Below are 19,900 nucleotides of genomic sequence, written 5' to 3'. Positions count from 1 at the left end.
GTATAATATTATGTTACTTATTATTATGTCTATTTTGTTTCTTCTTCAACATCATATCTTTATATTTGATAATGAAAAAATTAAATCTTCTTATTTGCATTTTTGCATCTTGCATATGCCAATCGCAAGATCTTTCAGCACTCTATAAAAAAGTCAATCCTGCTGTTGTGGTAATCTTTACACAGGAGGCGAAACTAGAATCCGATGGAATTATTAGCAAAACAGTTACTTCTGAAGGGTTAGGTTCGGGGTTTATGATTTCTGATACCGAAATTATCACTGCTTCTCATGTTGTTGATGCTGCAGAACAGTTAAGAGTTCGCTTTTTGGACGGAGAAATTATTCCTGCAGATATCGTTGCTACCTTTAAAACGGCAGATGTGGCTTTGATAAAACTTACTTACCCAAAAAAGAATGTAGTTACAGTCTCCTTTGGAAATTCTGATCAGGTAAAAATTGGAGAACAAATTTTCATTGTTGGTGCTCCCTTTGGTTATAGTCATTCGTTGTCATCAGGTTACGTAAGTGGTGTTATAAAGAATAGAAAAGGGAAAAACCCTTTTACTCAAACAGAATTTATCCAAACAGATGCTGCTATTAATACTGGAAATTCTGGTGGACCTATGTTTAATATGAAAGGTGAGGTTATTGGAGTGGTTAGTCAGATATTAACTAAGTCTGGAGGTTTTGAAGGGATTGGATTTGCTGCTACTGCTAATATTACCAAAAACCTAATGTTAAACAATAGAACGCCATGGTTAGGCTTTGAAGGACTTCCTTTAACAGGAAAAATGAAAAGAATACTAAATGTTCCTCAAAATAGTGGTCTTTTGATTCAACGTGTAGTGTATGGTTCTATCTTATTTAAAATGGGATTACAAGGAGGAGATACTGAAGTCATTATTGATAGGGAAAAACTAATTATTGGTGGTGATATTATTCTAGCTTTTAATGATATTGAATTTAATTATGATGATGACACTTTGGTAAAACTTGGCGAATTTGGGAAAAACCTAAAACCAACTGATCCTTTCGAAATAAAAGTATTACGAGATGGAAAAATCATTACTTTAAAAAGATAGTTTTGGTAATTGTATTTTTGTTTTAAATCGAAAATGAAGTAAACCTGATTGGTTTATTAAAAAAACCTTTTACTGTCTATAGTAAAAGGTTTTAATAAAAATCTATTTTAATTGTGTTATTCTTCTTCGACATTTATTTCTATTGATGATAACTGAGGTGTATTAGTCGGATCGAGGTTTGATTCGTTAAAGAAAATATCATTAGTATCTTCTGAGGTTGGATCAGAAAAATTATTTTGGATATCACTTACTATTTCAAAATGATCATACACTTCTAGATCATCCTTAATGCTTGTTCTTAAAAAGAAACTCACTACGATTCCTGTTATGATGTATACTACTATAGTTTTCATATCTTAAAATTTTAATGTTTTCAATACTTATTTAGATCAAAACTACTACAGTTAGAGAAGAGGTATTTGTTATTTATATGCGAAACAACTAATATTAACAATGAAATGTCTTTTTGGGGATATGAAGTATTTTGGAGACCTTACGTCATTACAGTACATACACCTATTTACCTCATTCACAAAATCATAGAACCAAAAAAACTTATCTGCTTTAACATGTTTATATTCAATAAAATCAATAAAAAAACCCTTCACTATAATTAGTAAAGGGCTTATAAATAACTCCATCAAAAAACTACTCTATTACCATTTCTTTCTTCTCTTTTTGGAATCTAGCTCATTGCGTTCATTTCGATCATCAAATCGCTCTCTTCTATCTTCTCTTCTTTCGCGATTATCTTCTGCCAATTCACGTTTTGTAGCCTCAATATCATCTTCCAGAATTTTCACAAATTCATGTATCAATTTTTTATGTAATATAGATTTTTTTAACATTTCTGAATCAAATGAAAAATTAAAAGTTTTAAGTGTCTTTAGTATTGAAGCTTGTCGTTCGGCACGAGCAATTTGAGCTTCAAAATCTCGAATATCATCTCTTCGATCTCTTTGATCATCACGTTTATTGACTTGATCTCGAGCCATATCTCTTTTATCATCATGCCGGTCATATCTACTATTATTTGTATCATCTCTATTTCGTCGAACTTCTCTCCTATCAGATCTTATCTCTGCAGAACTCTGAGCAATTTCTATTCTTGCTTGTTTTCCTTTAACTTGGCTTTGTCCTACTTCTCGATACATATCAGTTATAATATCTTGTTTTAGAGCATTCGTCTTGACTGAGTTTTGTTCATCAAATGCTTTTTTGAACAACGTTATCTTCAACTTGATTTCTTGTAATTCTTTAGTATCCCGTTCCAAATTTCTTCTTCCTTCTGTTATTTGTTTTGTATTTTGAATTGCTTCTTTTGCATTTTGTGCATTGGCAGAGCAACTAATTAGTAATGCCAGTACTAGTAACCTTTTAATAATTTTCATAGTTTTCATAGTTTAGGTTGGATTTAATGTTATTCTTCTTCGTTTACATATACAACTTCATAAGCTGTATTGCCATCATACGTAGATATCTTTTTATATAGCATATCATTATAATCATAGAATACTTTTCCATCAATTATTACTTCTTCTGCATCTTTATCTATTTCTTTAATAACAGCTCCTACGGGAGGTTTAGTAATTTCATATTTCCCTTCTTCTGAAGATATAGTTGTTGTTTCTTTATAATACACTCCAGAATGATAGAAAAAAACTGATGGCCCTAGTACTACCCTTACATACCCTACAGGTAATACCGAAATTCTAAACCCTATAGGCGGCATAACCACAACGTATCCGTTATTATAAACCGAATAATATATTCCTGCATGATAATAGTAAGGTAATCCACGATATACCAACCTTACATGATGTCTAGGAAGTGTTCTTATTACCCTATGATGTCGAGGATATCTGTAATGAGGGCTTCTATGAACTGGTTGTGTTCTATATCGATCCCTTTTGTAGTGTTTAGTAGTATGCACAGATCCTATTTTTTGATGTATAGGAGTGCTACTAGCTACTCTGTTTCGAGTATCGCTGTTACGTTGAGCAAGAGCAGAATCCGTGTTGATAAGGATTATGATCATTAAAATCAGTTTTATAATATGTGTGTGTGTTTTCATTTCTGTTTTACATTTAAGTTAAACAACTGGATTCTTAATTATTGTTCAAATGTAGGCTGAGACGAAATGAAAAAAGGACTGGAATACAGCGAAACGTCTAAATATGGTACTAAAGTGGTCTAAATAATAAGTGAACCATATTATATAGTAGTTATCTGCCTGTTCTATCTCTCGCCCATAAAATAGATTCTTTACGGGGCTATATTTTGTTCATAAATCGTATGATTATCAGTAGACATAACTATATTTATAGTAATATAACTATATTTATAGTCGTAAAACAGAAAATAGTTATATATTTGACTCATGAATGAACTAACAAAAGCCGAAGAACAAATAATGCAATATGTTTGGAAACTCGAAAAAGCGTTCTTAAAAGATATTGTAGAACAGTTTCCAGAACCTAAACCTGCATATACCACTATATCAACAGTAGTGCGTGTTTTGGTAAAAAAGGACTTCCTGAAATTTAATACTTATGGAAAAATTCGTCAGTATTATCCAACGATATCAAAAGATAGTTATTTTAAAAAACACATGAGAGAAGTGATTGGCAGTTTTTTTAATGGATCTCCTAGTAAATTCGCCTTATTTTTCACCAATAATGAAGATTTAGATCTTACCGAATTGGAAAAGATGAAGCTGATGCTCGAAAATAAAATTGAACAATTAAAAGCCAAAAACGAATAATATGGTTCCTTATCTTATACAAGTTGCTTTAGTATTTTCGATTCTATATATTCTCTATCTAGTATTCCTAAACAAGCTAACTTTTTATACTATAAATAGATTTGTACTAGTTGCTTTACTTCCAGTTTCCATTATTCTTCCTCTTTTTAATAATTTATTTCCGGTCTTATCATCTAAAATCATAGAGGTACCTTCGTTTATTCCCATACATATAGATACCACTGCTATCGATCAACAATTATTCGCAGTAGAACAACCTTTGTTAGAATCTTATTTCCAATATAACATAATAATAGGAACAATATATTGGATTGTGTTTTCGATATATATACTTAGAATCTTGATTTCTGCAAGAAAACTGATTGTACTTAAAAATAGATCTATCCTGCAAAAAAAAGAAGGGTATCAATTAGTCATCGCCCAAGTACCACAGATATTTTCTTATTTCAATTGGGTTTTTATTCCCGAACATAAATTTAACACCTGTGATAATCAAGTTCTTGAGCATGAAAAAACACATATTCGATTAAAACATTCTTGGGATGTGATTCTCATTGAACTATATATTGCATGTTTTTGGTTTAATCCACTATTGTACTATTATCGTAAATCACTGAAATCTATTCATGAATTTCAGGCGGATAAAGGTGTACTTGAAAAAGGAGTTAAAACTTCTCAGTATATGCAGTTGCTACTAGAAAATCTAGAGATTACTAAATCTAATAATTTATATAATTACTTCAATCAATCAATTTTAAAAAAACGAATAACTATGATGACAAAAACAAAATCAAATCGAATCAAACAACTTAGATACATTCTGTTTCTACCGGTTTGCGCTTTTCTAATTTCGGCATTTTCATCACCAGGGGTTGAACATACTGAGTATCTCAACATCCCTGACATGGAAGATTCTTTAAGTACTCCTCCTTCTCTATTCCCTATACAAAATGCAACGAAAAGCGATATTACTTCATTTTTTGGAGTAGTGAGAAAGCACCCTAAACTAACTAAAAATATCAAACATAGAGGTATTGATATACGCGCCAAAATTGGAACACCGGTTCTAGCTACTGCTGATGGTATTATATCAAAAGCGGCAATGGAAGGCGATTGGGGTAATTTAATGGTGATTACACATGCAGATGGTTATGAAACCTGGTATGCTCATTTAAATGGATTTAAAGCCGTCGAAAATCAAAAAGTTAAAAAAGGTGATGTTATTGGTTATGTGGGTACTACTGGCCTTTCTACTGGGCCGCATTTACATTATGAAGTAAAACAAAATGAGAAAAATCTAAACCCCTTAGATTATATGTAATAGCATTCTAATTCTTTTTTGAATTATACAAGTTTAGTAATACTCTAGAGTCATTATCCCGAAATCCATTTAATACAATGTTTTTCGGGATAAATTAGTTTGGGTGGTATTAAAAACAATATCGAGAGAAACCAGAAGAATAATAAAACAATACCCTTAATTTTTATTAAATATTCGTGTACAAAAAAACTCATCTTAAAAGATGAGTTTCTTATTAAACTTGAAAGTATATGTATTAGATAACTTTTACGTTCACTGCGTTTAATCCTTTGTTTCCTTCTTGTAGATCAAATTCAACCTCATCACCTTCGCGAATTTCGTCGATTAATCCAGAAATGTGTACAAAATGATCTTTGTTCGCTCCTTCTTCAGTGATAAATCCAAAACCTTTAGCATCGTTGAAGAATTTTACTGTTCCTTTATTCATTGTGTTATATTTAAATTTATTGTATAATATGATTTGCAAAGGTCATATTATTAATTTGATATACAGCAAATTAATTCAATAATTTTTAAATATCGATCAAATTAGTTGTTATATATATTGATTAACTGATAGTTCCATACCTTCGTTTTATCAATTATTACTGGGTTTCAAGATTGATAACCGGGTTTTTTTGAGGTTATAATTATATTAACACTATAAGAATCATGACAATTTTTATTTCGGATATCATTTTAAAAAATCATGAAATCATCCAATAAATTGCGGGTAATCTCGATTAAATCATTGATTTTTTCTTCATTATAAGCATCCGGATGCGCATTTCCAAAGTCACCTTTATCATTATCAAAATACTTTCCAGAAACATTTTGATACTTTTCTAGTACACTTAATTCAAATAATATATCGGCACCTTTATCTGCAGACGACCAATGATGCCCATAGGCTTCTTGTACCATTTTGGTATTTAATAAAGATCCTGGGTTTACTGCTGTTACATCTATATTGCTATTGTTTTTTGCAAGATCAAAACTCCACATAGTTAACGCTAATTTACTTTGCGCATATGAACCATTAACTGATACTTCTTTTTTACCTAATAAGACTTCTTTAGAAACAACTGCCTGTGCGGCAGAACTTAAATTGATAATGCGAGGTCGTATTGATTTTTGCAGAATAGGTAGCAACAAATTAGTTAATAGGTATGGAGCAAAATAGTTTATAGTGAATCTAATATCTAAACCAGAAGAATTAAATGCTACAGGACTATTAAATATACCTGCATTGTTAATTAGCACATCAAGTTTGGGTAATTCTTGATTTAACTGTTCTGCCAATTGTTGCACTTGGCCTAATTCTGAAAAATCGGCAATGACACCTTTTATATTTTCATTATTTGTACTTTCTTTTAACTCAGCAACTACTTTTGTCAATTTCTCTGGATTTCTTCCATGAAGATAAATAGTATGTCCTTCGTTTGCCAATTTAGCTGCGGTAAGTTTACCTATTCCATCAGTACTTCCGGTAATTAATATTGTCTTCATCATATTATATTTTGTGTTGTTTATTTTTTAAAATTGCGTTATCACTTTGTTTGCAAGTAGTTCTAAAGTATTTTCGATATTACTCGAGTTAAACCTCAAGTTAAGCGCAACATGATTCACTCCAACTTGCTGCAAATGTTGTAAAAACGAAATTAAATACTTTGTTCCTGTTTTAAACCCTAAATGAATTGGCAGTGGTTTAAAATCCTCTTCTTCTTGTAAATCGATGTACAAAGGTTGCATAAACGGTTTACTATAATCCTGAGTATTAGGAATTAATTCTCTCCATTTTTTTATAGTATGTTTTTGAGTATGTATATCTCTTGGATAGTACATCCAACCATCGGTATTTTCAGCATTCCATTCTAATGATTGTTGACTATACCCAGTCATTAACAGTGGTATTTTATGTGCTGTTGCTTTAGGTAATATATCAATATTGCCAGATAATCTTCCGTAATGGGTAGTTTCAAATGTTGGAAAATCATCTTGTGCCTTTCTTATGTAATTGAAAGTTTCTCTAAACTGTTCACCTCTATCGGCATAATTTATACCCATTGCAGGATATTCATCATATCGATCTCCAGAAGCTATTCCCAAAATTAATCTACCGCCAGATAATTGATCTACCGTAGTAGCTCCTTTTGTAATGTGAACAGGATGATGCAATGGCAAAGCTATACTGGCAATACCTAAAGCAATTTCTTTTGTTTGACTAGCTAGGTATCCTAAATAGGTAAATGGATCAAACATTTGGCCTGGGTCACCAAAAGAAGGAACATGAAAAGGCACATCCCTTAACCACAATGCTTTAAAACCAAATTGTTCAATTAGTTTAACACGCTCTATATGATTTTTCATTGTAGGAATTGAGTTCTGAATATAACTTTCTATAGGAACTACAAGCCCTAAACTCAAATGATTGGCTTTAAAAACATGACTATAACCCTTATTTATTTTTTGAAAACCCTTCATCACATTCATAATAAAAATGCCCCGTTAAAGAGGCATTTTCTTAATATATTATTGTTACAGTAAATCATCTTTGGCCTCAATAAGATAATGATTACTGATAGATCCTGCTGTTCTCTCTTTTAAATGAGGAACATATCCAGGATCATTCATAAAATCAAGAGCTGCTTGTTTTGATGGCCATTCTATTATAATACGTAAAGCCGCACTATCATCTGCACCTTCTACACGTTCATGATTAGCTGTTCTAGCTAAATATTTACCTCCGTGTTTTTTAAGAATTTCTGTTGCAGGTCCAATATATGAAGGTACCCAAGCATCATTTGTTGGTGTTACATCTAAAATTGAATAATACATAATTTCTATTTTTTATTAAATAATTGTTTTAATGCAATTCTGAATTACATTACAAAATTACCTAGGTAAACGACCTTTTCTTTGGTCAAAAACAATGACATTTAGGTAAAAAACGAAGTGTAGGTATTATAATATTATTAGGCCAAGCTATTTTTATATGCACCAATTGTTTGGCCTTTATAGGCCAAAAAGGTCTTATTTAGATGGCTTGCATCTGTAAAGCCAAGTTCTAGAGCGATTTCAGAAAACTGCATATCTGTATGCTTTAAGCGGGTTTCGACTAGCTTTAATTTATAATTAAGGACATATTTTTTAATACTAAGATCCATGTACTTTTTAAAATACTGTCCGATATAATTATCTGCGATATTAAATTGTTTGGCAAGTTGCTTATTGGTTAATAACTCCGGTTGATATATATGTGTATGTAGATAATCAATAATATCCTGGATTTTAGTGTTTTGACTTATAGCAACTTCGGGATCTGTTACACATTTAATATTTCGACTTATAATATGAAGTATAATAGTAAGTGAGTTTTCTATGATTATAATATCAAAGGATTCCTTTTTCTCATTCTCTTTATAGAGGATTTCAATTAAGGATGCTAAATGAACTTTATCATCTTTAGAGTAAAACTCTAATGCTCTTAATTGATGACTCCCAATATGCAGTACTCTTTCAATTTTACGAAACCAATTATGTATTGGTAATGCCGAATTTGAATTTAATGAATTACTAAAAAAACTTCTTAAAAACTTTATCGTAGTCACTGTGGTTTTGGTTTCAACCTCAACTATGTATATATCATCAGGAACAAATACAAATGTGGTATTTGCCGAATATGGCGTTGTATTACCATTAATCGTTAAAGTACCACTACCCTTTTCAAAGTGTAAAACTTCAAAAAAACGAATACTGGTATACTTGCAGAACTCAAAAAAATCTGCATTCTCATAATGTTCAATAACAATGTTATCGATTATAGTTCTAGCCATAAAACAAATATATTCGTAAGATTTATAATCCCAAAAATTATAAAAATATAAAAACTACATGTTACCTTTTCTATAGGATGAAGGCGTTATACCTTCAAATTTTTTAAAAGCACTATTAAAAGAAGAAAGACTACTAAATCCAGTATCAAAGGCAATTGAGGAAATGGTAAACATGTCACTTTCTACATCCTGAAGTATTTTTTTTGCATCTTGGATTCGATAATAATTGATAAAATCATTAAAATTGCGTTTGGCATACTGATTAATCACCGATGACGTTAATTGTGGAGTCTTACCTATCATTTTACTCACTTTCGTTAACGATATATTTGGTTCTTTGTATAATTTATTGTGTACAATAAGTTCAGTAATTTTGTTGAATAACTCATCGTCATTACTTATCTTAAATACATTTCCATCTAAATCTGTGGCCTTAAGAACAAAAGCTTTATAGCTTAAAAAATAGATGATTACTGAGTATAGTATTGGACCAATAATATAAGGTACAGTATCATCTAAAATATTAAGAACATAAGATATCCATATTACTATAAAACCAATTAACACATACCGTAACCAACTAAAGATTGCTTTTTGAGATTTTGTCTGGAGTTGTTGTTGGTAATTTGCTCGTGTTTGTTGTAAAGCTCTCCATGACATGGCAATATAAAATGCAAAATGAAGGTATATAAATATAAGTCCACTAGAAAAAATGATTATAACCAATTTACTATTTTCATACCATTCTTTGGTTACAAAAAGACTAGCTATAAAAATTAAAGTGAATGGTAAAAGTTCTAAAGGATAGTATTTTGGTAACTTGAAATTTGATCGTGTCATTCCCAAAACATACCATCGTAAAATAGGGCCTATTAACAGTAAAAAAGCTAATCCTGCAAAAATAAACACAGGTTCTAAACGATTGCCAAAATTCAACAATACGGATTTACTTATCCTAAAAGCCATGAAAATAAGAATCCAGGCCAATAAAAGATTTGTAATCTGTTTTCTCTTTTTAAAAAGGGATAAATAGCATGCAAACAGTACTCCATGTACAAGTCCTGCACTGCTAATAATGATAAGAAGTATATCCGAAAAACTCAATACATCATTTTTTCAAATTTAGGTATATTTCACATACAAATAAAACAATCCAAACGGAATATCTTTCATTTATTTTCTTTTAAAAGTCAGTTATTAGTCTGCAAATTGAACTCTAATTAAAGGGCTATTTATAAAACTGTTTAACACCTTTACATTCATATGAAAACTCGAAGTACTAGATTCGGTAAACTTCTTCAATTCATCAATTTTATTAGAGTCATATAAAATCCCATTTAACAATACAGAATGTATGTTTTGAGTATGTTTAATATTGTCTAAAGGATTTTGATCAAGAATAATCAAATCTGCCATCTTCCCTATTTCTATAGAACCATAGTTGGTTTGTAAATTTGCATACCTGGCAGGGATTATAGTTGCAGTCTGCAGTGCTTCTAGATTAGACAATCCGCTTTCGGTAAACTCATATAACTCATCATGAAGACTAAATCCAGCGAATGTATAGCTATCGGTAACATCTGTTCCTGTCATAATTGGCACACCAATATGGTGTGCCATTTTTACTTGTTTTTTTGATACTTGATAGAAATCTTCACTTACATTATTATGCTTTATTGATTCATTTCTTTTCTTATTATTACTAACATCAATTCCCCACCATAATTTCTTTCTTACCGGTGTTATATATTTAAGATTAATGTTATTTAAGAATTTTTGATTATGAGCATATGCCTCAAACTTTAACGTTTGTAAAGTTGGGGTCCAATAGGCTTTTTTTTCTTTCATTAATTCCATTAACCGCATTGCTATACTTTCATCATAATCCAAAATCATTGATTTTTTTGATTTAGAATAGAAGCTTTTCCAGGTATTCGGATTTTTTAAACTATCGGCTTTAGGAAAAGCTTCAAACATAAATATCCTACCATGTTCAAAGCTTTTTTGACCTAGATGTATTGCTTCTTCCAAGCTTAAAAACATTGGCTTATGCCCAGCCAAATGTATTCCATATTTAGGCGCTTCTAATGCTAATTTCCTATAAGAATCTGGTCGTATTTGCTGATACACCTTAATAAAATCAATATTCTTGGTTTTATAAAAATCTAAAAAATCATCTATATCATTCGTTTTTTCGAGTTTAAAAAAGGGTGGTGAACTTTTTGGTACAGAATGTTTCCCATCAATTTGATAACTGCTCTGTAGAACATATCTAGGTGTAATTCTTTTATTTTGTTGTAAATCATTATTCCAATTTAAACGTTCACTACTACCCACCCAATAACTATCTTTTTTATCTAAAGTTCCGGACATGTCTCTAATTCCGGTAACACCATTGGCTATATACAAAGGATGATGTAACCACGGAGATTGATGATTAGAATGCGTATGCATATCCCATAAACCAGGTATCATATATTTTCCTTTAGCCTGAACAATAAAAATTGCCTGGTTCGCCTTTATGCTCCCAGCTGTATCTATTAATTTAATCTTATTGTCTTCAATAAAAACATCTCTATTTTTTAAAACTTTACCTGTAATAACATCAATTATATTTATAGATTTTATTAGAATAGTTTTATGTTTTTTAGGTGTATCTATGCTTGGCATTGGCCATAAAATCCCTAGTGTTATAATAATTAAGAGTATGCCTATAGAAAAGAAAAAAACTTTAGATATTTTAATGATTCTTTTTTTCATATTACACTAAGGCTTAATTTTGTTCTGTTCTGTTCTTTTAACAAAAGAAACCAATCGTACCAAACCGAAAAAACGATTAATATTACCTTTCATAACCGCAACAATACCATGTTGAGCTATTAATTCTCTTTTAATTTCTTTATTTTCTATCAAGATCATTTGTTCTATTATTTCTTTCGCCTCTATGATTCCTTTAGCTTTATAAACAGATACTATTTTTACAGCATTTTCTTCGTCGGTGATTTTACGATATTTTGGGCTATATCCTAATTGTGAAATCATTGTTTCGGCTAACGCCCATGTCGACCATGGATTTTGACCCGTAATCAAGTTGTTGTCATGACTAATGTTTTCTAGATACATTTCTCCTTCATTGAACTGTGCTCCTTGCGCCATCAATTTATCTTGTAAAAGAAAAGGAAATATCTCCTTAGCATCTGAAATAAGAAGTAATTCTTCATTATTGGTAAAACCACTTACTTTTTTATTTTCTAATAATGGTTTACCTGTATCAAGAGTTACGTTTACCAACGCTGCAGGCCCATGACATACCGCGCCTACCACTTTATTTGATTGATACAAAACCTTTATAATATTTTGAATGGCTTTGTTTTTTGGAAAATCAAACATTGCTCCTTTACCTCCTACAAAGAAAACCGCTTCATATGCTTTTGGATCTATATCCTTAATAGCCATTGTATTCTTGGTTTTATCCTGGGCAATATGATCATTTAGAAATGCATAATCGAATTCTCCCATATCTTCATCATCAATTATAACTGGAGAATTACCTCCTTCGGGACTTGCTATATCTACCTCAAAACCATTGGCCTGAAATACATAATATGCACGTGACAATTCAGTTAATTCGTAACCTGTTTTTTTATCAGTACTACCCATTTTATCAGTGCTCGTAACTACAGCTAGAATTTTTCCTCTTGGTGATATGATATTTTGGGAGACATATGGTAATTCTGAAATTTGCGTAGTAGATATATCGACATAGGTTTTGTTATCTGATAACAAACTAATAAACCACCATCCGAAAGCAAAAACAAAAATAATTAAACTACCAAAGAATAAAAGTGTCCATTTAATAAAGGGATATTTTTTAAGCATAACAAGAACTATTAAAATTATAGTGCTAAGTAATGCTTAAATCATTGTAAAGACTGTCGAAATGATAATTCTGTCAGATTATATTATGTTTTAAATAGTATCCTATTTATAAAATCTCGATTTGATATCTACTTTTATGTATTGCGTCTTCATTTAACCCTTGAATTCCTTTTTTCGTGATCAAAAGTTGATCAGTATCTACTATATCAGCATATCCAAACCATGGTTCTATACATACAAATGGAGCCTTAGGCTTGGCCCATATTCCCAAATCGCTAAAATCTGGAAAGGAAATCGAGATTATTTCACCATTTGTTTTATGACATAAAGTTGCTTCTTTTGCATGTATATTTTTAAATATTAATGCATCATTATTAAATATGTCCGATGTTAAATAGATTTTATCATCATCAAATACCGAGATGGTATCATCACTGATAAGACCATTAGGACTTAAAACATAACTAGGAGTTCCTTTACCCTCTTTAAAAGAGATGTAATAATCCTCATATGAGTGAGATTGATTTATAGGGCAATTAAAAGCAGGATGCCCACCTATAGAAAAATACATTTTTTGATGCCCTGTATTTTGTATGGTATGAGATACTATAATTTGATTCTCTAATAATTCGAAATCAATCGTGAAAACAAAATCAAATGGGTAGACCAACAACGTTTTTGGCGAGCTAAATAATGTAAAAGAGATCTTGTTTTTGGATTGCGAAGCAACTAAATCTTTGTTATAACGAATAAAGCCATGTTTTGGCATGGTATATTCTTTTCCTTCAAACAAATAACTATTGTTCTTTAAGCCACCGATAATAGGAAAAAGTACTGGTGCTTGGCTTCCCCATATCTCGGGATCACCTTGCCAAAGGTATTCTTTTTGATTTGATTTTTTTATAATACTAGACAGCTCTGCTCCTATTGGATTTACAGTGACTTTTAGTGTATCGTTTTCCAGAATGTACATAAACTATAAATAATCCCATGATGGGAATTCTTATACTAAAAGTACATTAGATTATGAAAAATACGCAATGTTTTAAAGAAAAAAATTATTGCTGAGTAATCCTAGTTCGATTATCATTAGACAATGGTTTCATATCGCCTTTATAACGTATTGGAGTTCTATGACTACTATTTATATTGATGTTGGCTATGTGATTAGGGAATAATGTGATAATTACCCTACTAGATTCTCTATCATTTTTAATAAAAAAGCTCATCTCATAACTTTGTTTCTTCTCGTTCTTTTGTATTTCAAAATTCTCTGGTACTCCTTTAAATTTTATACCATTCTTACTAGTATCATAATCTCCAGCTAGTTGACGCTCTCCATAATACGGCAAATCCATAGTGATACTATCTCCATGCATTTTGAAATAATTAGAATTTCCAATCAAACTTATGCTACTTGCTGTACTCCCTGGTGGTAACAATCCACTATTGGCAATACGATTTAAAGTGCCTGTTGCTAAAGGGTAAGCCCAATTTAAATCAATCTGAAAAGCTTTTTCTTTTACTAATGCATCTAAAGCTCTACTTTTTTCAGTTGGTGCTACTATATCTTTTGAACTACTGCAACTTATGAGTAGTAGTCCTAATCCAAATAAAAATATTCTAATTTTCATGTCATATATTTTAAGCCCTTATCAGATAATTGATTATACATCAAACTTCATACCGTAATATACAAAGTTTTAATTTCAATTTTGTTTACTAAAACTTAAATTTACCCTTTACTGAAAACATATTTGGATTTGCAAAAGGTCCTAAATTACTATTTTCGCTAAAATTTAGATCGTGTAGCGCCTCAATAGTAAAATGTGAATTGATATCATACCCAAAACCATTTAATAATTTAAGTTGTGGGGAAAACTGTTGAACACCACGACCAGAAAAATCCCTTGTTAGCTCTACTTCCCCACCAGAAAGAAAATAAAACTTATCCGATACATATCGTTTTGCCAACAAAGAAGTTTTAAAAACTTCCACTAATCCATAAACTTTCAAATCCCCTCGTGTTTCAAAAAAAAGGTTAGAACTCACTCTATAATTTATAGTAAATACTGCATGTTGTCCGGGATTCAATTTATCTACGTAAGAAGCTCCGCTAGTACTAACCTTTGGATCTTCATTGTCATTTACTTCTTCTTGACAATACATCGAATAATTTATAAAAAAAACTAAAAATAAGATACTTAGAACTTTCGACCCACCATTTTTATTCAATTCTAACATAACATGAGTTGTCCACTTAGAAACCAAAAATTGTTCGCTGTTCATAAGGTTATTATTAGTTGTAATGATAAAGACTACCTAAAATAATATACGTTACAAGCAACACATAATATAACATTCCTTTTTGATAGTATGAGTTCTAAATCAGTTACTTTTGCCGGATGTTAAAGAAAAAGCTAGCTCAGTTCGAATTCATTGCCCTAATGGCATCTCTTATGTCGGTTGTGGCTTTAGCTATCGATGCGCTTCTTCCTGCATTAGATATAATCGGAATCACCATTGGTACTAAAGAATTAGCAGATAATCAATTACTAATTACCATGATTTTCTTGGGATTAGGAATTGGTCCATTGGTTTTTGGTCCTATTTCGGATAGTTTAGGACGAAAACCAATTGTATATATGGGTTTTTTACTTTTTATCGTGGCGAGTTTAATATGCATTTTTGCCGAAAGCTTAGAAATGATGGTTTTAGGTAGGATACTTCAGGGCATTGGTTTATCTGCTCCCAGAACTATTGCCATTGCTATGATACGAGATATTTATAGTGGTGATTATATGGCTCGTATTATGTCATTTATTACCGTAGTATTCATTTTGGTGCCTATAATTGCTCCAGCTTTGGGTAAATTTGTATTAGATCATTATGATTGGCAAGCTATATTCTACATACAACTCTTCTTTAGTATTTTAGTTTCCTTTTGGTTTTGGAAAAGACAACCCGAAACTTTGATTGTCGAAAAACGAATACCTTTTAAACTTACTATTTTAATCGACGGTATAAAAGAAATGATGAAATACAAAACGACAATTGGTTATACCTTAATTTCTGGTTTTGTAGTTGGTTCTTTTATGGTCTATCTAAGTACATCTCAACAGATTTTTGAGCAGCAATATCATTTAAAGGAAGAGTTTCCTTATATTTTTGGACTTTTGGCGATATCAATTGGCTCGGCTATATTTCTAAACGGAACATTAGTGTTGAAATATGGTATGGAAAAATTAGTAACCACATCCCTATTTGCCTTTTTTGGTATCTCTCTAATGTATATACTTTTATTTTATAATGGACAAAACCCAAGTATTACTATTCTCTTGGCTTTCTTTGGAATGCAATTCTTTGCTATTGGCTTTTTGTTCGGGAATTTGAGAGCTTTGGCGATGGAACCCATTGGTCATATTGCTGGTATAGGTGCGGCTATCACTGGATTTATTTCTACTATTATGGCTGTTCCCATTAGTACCTATATTGGAAGATTTGTAAAGGATACTACATTACCTTTATTCATAGGTTTCCTTATATGCGGTGTATTATCCATTATCATTCTCATGTATTTGAAAAAATCCGCAAAAAGAAAACTTGCACATAACTAAGAAGTTAGATTAATAATGGTATACATTATTTTTTACTTCCTTTAGGCACTACCAACTCTCCATCACCTACAATCGCAAACTGATCTCTCGTTGATCCGTATCCAAAATTTGAAGACCTACGATACTTAGTTTGAAAGTCAGCGAAGCGTCTCTTTTTTGAAGTTTTATTATTGTCGCTCATAACCTTAATTTTGTATTATTAACTCATTTGATATACTATTTCCTTTCTAAGTTATTACTTTTTTTAATTTTAATCCTTTAGTTAATAACACTTTATATTTATTTTATGATAAATATATTTGATTGCTTTACAATTCTATGAAAAGATCCTGTTCTTCGTGCAATTGCAGGGTAACTACAATTTCTTTGGTTTCGTAGCCATTGGCTACAATCAAAATTTGGTACCTTCCAGGTTGTAAATCTTTCCAAATAAAATCACCTACCTCATTAGTCACTTGGGCTATATCGACCAACCGAGACACTGTAGAACTACTCATTGTAATTACAGCTTCTTCTATTGGTTTTTGATATAAGCTATCTACTATTTTTCCCTTAATTAATGCCCCCATGAATCAATTTTAACCTTATCATAAAAGGATGAGTGTGTTTAACGATAATCACACTCATCCCCAATGTTACTTTACTACTTATATTTATTTTTCCAGTTTTTAAGATTTTTGAAAACAGGTTTAGTTATTCTAGTAGCAGAATTACCTAATGAAAAACCATTCGTGTGTATACCTACAGCATATCTCTTACCATTCTTGATTCTCCAAACAGGTGATCCACTTTGTCCCCCTGCGGTATCAATATTGTATACTAGTGTTCTAGACGTTACTGCTTTAATCTTTCTAGCGTGCCACCATTGTGTTCCTGCGGGTTTATCCCCAGGGTATCCTGAAAGATTTACTTTAAGTCCTAACAGATCAAAGAAACCATAGTTTCCATACCCAAAGTATCCCACTTTGTTTCCATACTTACAGTTCTTGGGTAGAATAATAGCTCCATAATCATGGCTTCGTTTTTTACTTTTGGTCCAACCTTTTACAGAGTGAAAATGAGATGTTTTACATGATCCATATGGTTTCTTAGATCCATTTCTACCTGGTATTACTTCGATACTCTTTGCCCATCCTCCATGCTTGTGCATATATACTACATGACCAGCTGTAATAACAGTTCTTGGGCCAATAAGGAAACCTGTTCCTATCCAACTCGTGCCATCTTTGGCTTTAATACGCAATGAGCAGATCGCACGCCATGGATATTTGGTAGTACCTTTAATTTGTTTACGATCATCTTTACCGATAACTACCTCTTGCATCATTTTTTTACCGCTTTCACTATTCATTAACTTAGCTACAGTAGGATCACCAAACTCTGCATAATAAGCGTCCAGAAGTTGTTCTTCGTTTTCTTCCTCTTCACTTTCCTGTTCATCAACTACAGAATAATCATAACCACTTACTTTCTCCAAAGTACCTTCTTCTGCCAAAGTACCTTCATTTGTGGTTTCGTTTCCTTCAAAAGGAATTTCTAAATCATCAGAATTGAGATCTTCCTCATTATTATCACTACTTACTTCGAGATAATCATTTGCAGATTCTTCTGTTTCGTCTATTAAGGTATCTTCGAATTCATCAAATTCTAAGTTATTACCAGAACCTTCAAAAGATTCTTCAATCACGCCTGTTTCATCTGAGTTTTGCTCCTCGTATATTCCGTTTTTCTTCATGATTTGTGTTTTAATAATTTTGTTTTACCAGTAGAGTTCGTATGCATAATTGAACTCTGTTTGTTATAAATTGCAATTTTACAAGTGCAAAAATATAAACTAACGCTACAATAAAAAACAGTTAAATAACTATAAATCAATAGTTTAAAAACTATATTTACCCGAGTTGATGCATGGTGTAAAAAGAGGTAAATCCCTTGGAATGATTGTTGTTTCTTTTTATTTTTAGAAATACTTAATGTAAATCGATTATGAAGTTTTTTTTAAATACCCTTGTATTATTATGCGTTACCTCTCTATTTTGCCAGGTATCTATTACCAATGATATAATTCCTGTAGATAATTCGACCACAGATTATACGCTTATTAACGATTTTCAAGGATTAGATTTTGATCAAGAAAAGTCTAGAATATCTTTTGATTTTATTGAAGAAGAAACATCTGGTACTATTGGAGGATTAAATTTTAAGGTAAACTTTAACCCTAATGATATAGATAATGCTGTTTTTAAGGGTACTGCTATGATAAACACCTTGGATACAAATAATTTTTTACGAGATGGCCATTTGATGTGGGAGAAGTTCTTTTATAAAAAGAAACACCCAACAATCAGTTTTGTGAGCACACAAGTAGTTTCATTTGATGTTAATACTTATAAGGTAATAGGTAACCTAATTATCAAAGGAATACAAAAAGAAGTGATTATTACCTTTTCATTAGACGAGAAAAAGCTTTTAGGTAAAACAACCATCTACACTAGTGATTTTGGAGTATCTATACATGATGAAAGAGAAAAGAATAAGTTAGATGTTCGTTTTTACTTTCCGATCATAAAATAAGATTATATGAGAAATGTAAAACATACTAAGAAATTGAATCGTTTCTCGCGTTTTTTTCATAAATCAATTATAAAAGCCGAGAATAATCCATGATTCGTAATAGAAAAATTTAAATCCTTAATTACACTATTAATTATGAGATGCGGAATACGATAGGTATCCTTAAAAATAGATACTTGAGTTGGATCCACCGAAAAAGTTTCAGACACAAAACGAACTAATCCCTTTCTAGCAAGTTCATAATCATCTAGCACTAGTGAGGTGTATTTTACGGGTACAATACTCGCTATTGAATATACCCAATCCTGAGTACATTGTGTTTTAGTTACATAACTAAAACCTTCTATGTTCACTCTATTCTTAACGCATTCGTAATCAACAGGATTGTATTTTGGTTTAAAAGGAAATCTCCTCTGGTGTGCCTTATAAGTTGCTTCCTTTCTACTCCAGTATTCCCATACTAGAAGTTCAGGGTTTTCGGCATTTAAAATATGATATTGTTCGGCTTTGGTACATATTTTTTGTAACCAACCTTTTCGTTGCCAATCACTTTCATATCGAGCTAATCTAAGATCTACAATATCGTTACCGATCATTTTGCACTAAGTTTACTCTCAATAACTTCTAGAGAAGCCTTAACGGTTATCATTTTTTCCATCGATTCATTATCTATCTCAATATCAAATTCATCCTCTACGTCTAATATAACATCTACAAGATTAGCCGAATTAATCTCAAGATCTTTAATAAAATCGGTATTCTCATTCAATGAGTCTAACCCGTTTTGATTTTGAACATAAGGCGCAATAATGGTTTTTAATTTTAATAGTAATTCTTCGTTTGTCATA

The 19,900-nt window shown here is 31.3% G+C and carries 24 protein-coding genes; 5 read left to right on the top strand and 19 right to left on the bottom strand.

Features of this window, described 5'->3' with window-relative positions:
- Positions 1-71 precede the first annotated feature (71 nt).
- Positions 72-1,082, top strand: a complete 1,011-nt coding sequence (locus DK508_RS11715) for a S1C family serine protease (protein WP_109300947.1) — start codon at positions 72-74, stop codon at positions 1,080-1,082.
- Positions 1,083-1,198: 116 nt separating this feature from the next.
- Here the strand turns inward: DK508_RS11715 and DK508_RS11710 are convergent, their stop codons facing one another.
- From DK508_RS11710 to DK508_RS11700, 3 genes are all read right to left on the bottom strand, one after another.
- Positions 1,199-1,435 (bottom strand): hypothetical protein, encoded by a 237-nt coding sequence (locus DK508_RS11710; protein WP_109300946.1) that lies wholly within the window; start codon positions 1,433-1,435, stop codon positions 1,199-1,201.
- A 303-nt stretch (positions 1,436-1,738) separates the two neighbouring features.
- Positions 1,739-2,473: a hypothetical protein gene (locus DK508_RS11705; RefSeq protein ID WP_160114668.1), complete on the bottom strand. Its 735-nt coding sequence runs from the start codon at positions 2,471-2,473 to the stop codon at positions 1,739-1,741.
- Between the two features lie 29 nt (positions 2,474-2,502).
- Entirely contained in the window at positions 2,503-3,156 is a 654-nt protein-coding gene (locus DK508_RS11700; protein ID WP_235016389.1) for a DUF6515 family protein, read from the bottom strand.
- A 306-nt stretch (positions 3,157-3,462) separates the two neighbouring features.
- Between DK508_RS11700 and DK508_RS11695 the strand changes: the two genes are divergently transcribed.
- Together DK508_RS11695 and DK508_RS11690 are read left to right on the top strand one after the other, a co-directional pair.
- Positions 3,463-3,846 carry a BlaI/MecI/CopY family transcriptional regulator gene (locus DK508_RS11695; RefSeq protein ID WP_109300943.1) on the top strand — a complete coding sequence of 128 codons (384 nt, stop codon included), beginning with the start codon at positions 3,463-3,465 and terminating at the stop codon, positions 3,844-3,846.
- A gap of 1 nt (position 3,847) precedes the next feature.
- Positions 3,848-5,167 (top strand): M23/M56 family metallopeptidase, encoded by a 1,320-nt coding sequence (locus DK508_RS11690; RefSeq protein WP_109300942.1) that lies wholly within the window; start codon positions 3,848-3,850, stop codon positions 5,165-5,167.
- Between the two features lie 235 nt (positions 5,168-5,402).
- On the opposite strand, the gene DK508_RS11685 is transcribed toward DK508_RS11690, so the two are convergent.
- The 11 genes from DK508_RS11685 to DK508_RS11635 all read right to left on the bottom strand — a co-directional run bounded on the left by DK508_RS11685 (position 5,403) and on the right by DK508_RS11635 (position 15,150).
- Positions 5,403-5,594 (bottom strand): cold-shock protein, encoded by a 192-nt coding sequence (locus DK508_RS11685; protein ID WP_109300941.1) that lies wholly within the window; start codon positions 5,592-5,594, stop codon positions 5,403-5,405.
- Positions 5,595-5,845: 251 nt separating this feature from the next.
- A complete protein-coding gene (locus DK508_RS11680; RefSeq protein WP_200831867.1) occupies positions 5,846-6,655 on the bottom strand; it encodes an SDR family NAD(P)-dependent oxidoreductase in 810 nt (269 codons plus the stop codon).
- 27 nt (positions 6,656-6,682) lie between these two features.
- A complete protein-coding gene (locus DK508_RS11675) occupies positions 6,683-7,639 on the bottom strand; it encodes an LLM class oxidoreductase (RefSeq protein WP_235016387.1) in 957 nt (318 codons plus the stop codon).
- Between the two features lie 45 nt (positions 7,640-7,684).
- Positions 7,685-7,984 carry a DUF1330 domain-containing protein gene (locus tag DK508_RS11670; protein WP_109300939.1) on the bottom strand — a complete coding sequence of 100 codons (300 nt, stop codon included), beginning with the start codon at positions 7,982-7,984 and terminating at the stop codon, positions 7,685-7,687.
- Between the two features lie 137 nt (positions 7,985-8,121).
- Entirely contained in the window at positions 8,122-8,982 is an 861-nt protein-coding gene (locus DK508_RS11665; RefSeq protein WP_109300938.1) for an AraC family transcriptional regulator, read from the bottom strand.
- 54 nt (positions 8,983-9,036) lie between these two features.
- Positions 9,037-10,086 (bottom strand): helix-turn-helix domain-containing protein, encoded by a 1,050-nt coding sequence (locus DK508_RS11660; protein ID WP_160114667.1) that lies wholly within the window; start codon positions 10,084-10,086, stop codon positions 9,037-9,039.
- Between the two features lie 93 nt (positions 10,087-10,179).
- Complete coding sequence (locus tag DK508_RS11655; RefSeq protein ID WP_109300936.1) at positions 10,180-11,742, bottom strand: amidohydrolase family protein; 1,563 nt, start codon at positions 11,740-11,742, stop codon at positions 10,180-10,182.
- A 6-nt stretch (positions 11,743-11,748) separates the two neighbouring features.
- Positions 11,749-12,861 carry a type 1 glutamine amidotransferase domain-containing protein gene (locus DK508_RS11650; protein WP_109300935.1) on the bottom strand — a complete coding sequence of 371 codons (1,113 nt, stop codon included), beginning with the start codon at positions 12,859-12,861 and terminating at the stop codon, positions 11,749-11,751.
- Between the two features lie 106 nt (positions 12,862-12,967).
- Positions 12,968-13,834 (bottom strand): aldose 1-epimerase family protein, encoded by an 867-nt coding sequence (locus DK508_RS11645; protein ID WP_109300934.1) that lies wholly within the window; start codon positions 13,832-13,834, stop codon positions 12,968-12,970.
- An 85-nt stretch (positions 13,835-13,919) separates the two neighbouring features.
- On the bottom strand, positions 13,920-14,495 hold the full coding sequence (locus DK508_RS11640) for a DUF4251 domain-containing protein (RefSeq protein WP_109300933.1): 576 nt from the start codon (positions 14,493-14,495) through the stop codon (positions 13,920-13,922).
- 88 nt (positions 14,496-14,583) lie between these two features.
- On the bottom strand, positions 14,584-15,150 hold the full coding sequence (locus tag DK508_RS11635; RefSeq protein ID WP_109300932.1) for a hypothetical protein: 567 nt from the start codon (positions 15,148-15,150) through the stop codon (positions 14,584-14,586).
- Positions 15,151-15,266: 116 nt separating this feature from the next.
- Between DK508_RS11635 and DK508_RS11630 the strand changes: the two genes are divergently transcribed.
- Complete coding sequence (locus DK508_RS11630) at positions 15,267-16,478, top strand: multidrug effflux MFS transporter (protein ID WP_109300931.1); 1,212 nt, start codon at positions 15,267-15,269, stop codon at positions 16,476-16,478.
- A 25-nt stretch (positions 16,479-16,503) separates the two neighbouring features.
- On the opposite strand, the gene DK508_RS21120 is transcribed toward DK508_RS11630, so the two are convergent.
- The 3 genes from DK508_RS21120 to DK508_RS21350 form a co-directional block, all read right to left on the bottom strand.
- The gene (locus DK508_RS21120) at positions 16,504-16,659 is read right to left on the bottom strand and encodes a hypothetical protein (protein WP_160114666.1); all 156 of its coding nucleotides are present in this window, start codon (positions 16,657-16,659) and stop codon (positions 16,504-16,506) included.
- A 127-nt stretch (positions 16,660-16,786) separates the two neighbouring features.
- Positions 16,787-17,047 (bottom strand): carboxypeptidase regulatory-like domain-containing protein, encoded by a 261-nt coding sequence (locus DK508_RS11625; RefSeq protein WP_109300930.1) that lies wholly within the window; start codon positions 17,045-17,047, stop codon positions 16,787-16,789.
- A 74-nt stretch (positions 17,048-17,121) separates the two neighbouring features.
- Positions 17,122-18,213, bottom strand: a complete 1,092-nt coding sequence (locus DK508_RS21350; RefSeq protein ID WP_200831866.1) for a serine protease — start codon at positions 18,211-18,213, stop codon at positions 17,122-17,124.
- 251 nt (positions 18,214-18,464) lie between these two features.
- On the opposite strand from DK508_RS21350, the gene DK508_RS11615 reads away from it, so the two are divergent.
- Positions 18,465-19,052: a YceI family protein gene (locus DK508_RS11615; RefSeq protein ID WP_109300929.1), complete on the top strand. Its 588-nt coding sequence runs from the start codon at positions 18,465-18,467 to the stop codon at positions 19,050-19,052.
- A gap of 56 nt (positions 19,053-19,108) precedes the next feature.
- On the opposite strand, the gene DK508_RS11610 is transcribed toward DK508_RS11615, so the two are convergent.
- Together DK508_RS11610 and DK508_RS11605 are read right to left on the bottom strand one after the other, a co-directional pair.
- The gene (locus DK508_RS11610; RefSeq protein WP_109300928.1) at positions 19,109-19,648 is read right to left on the bottom strand and encodes a 4'-phosphopantetheinyl transferase superfamily protein; all 540 of its coding nucleotides are present in this window, start codon (positions 19,646-19,648) and stop codon (positions 19,109-19,111) included.
- On the bottom strand, positions 19,645-19,899 hold the full coding sequence (locus DK508_RS11605) for an acyl carrier protein (protein ID WP_109300927.1): 255 nt from the start codon (positions 19,897-19,899) through the stop codon (positions 19,645-19,647). The genes DK508_RS11610 and DK508_RS11605 overlap by 4 nt, the downstream gene beginning before the upstream one ends.
- Position 19,900 lies beyond the last annotated feature (1 nt).

This window comes from Aquimarina sp. AU474 (genome assembly GCF_900312815.1).
Taxonomy (GTDB): Bacteria; Bacteroidota; Bacteroidia; order Flavobacteriales; family Flavobacteriaceae; genus Aquimarina.
Note: the sequence above shows the minus strand (reverse complement) of the source record. Positions and strands in the feature narration are given on the sequence as shown.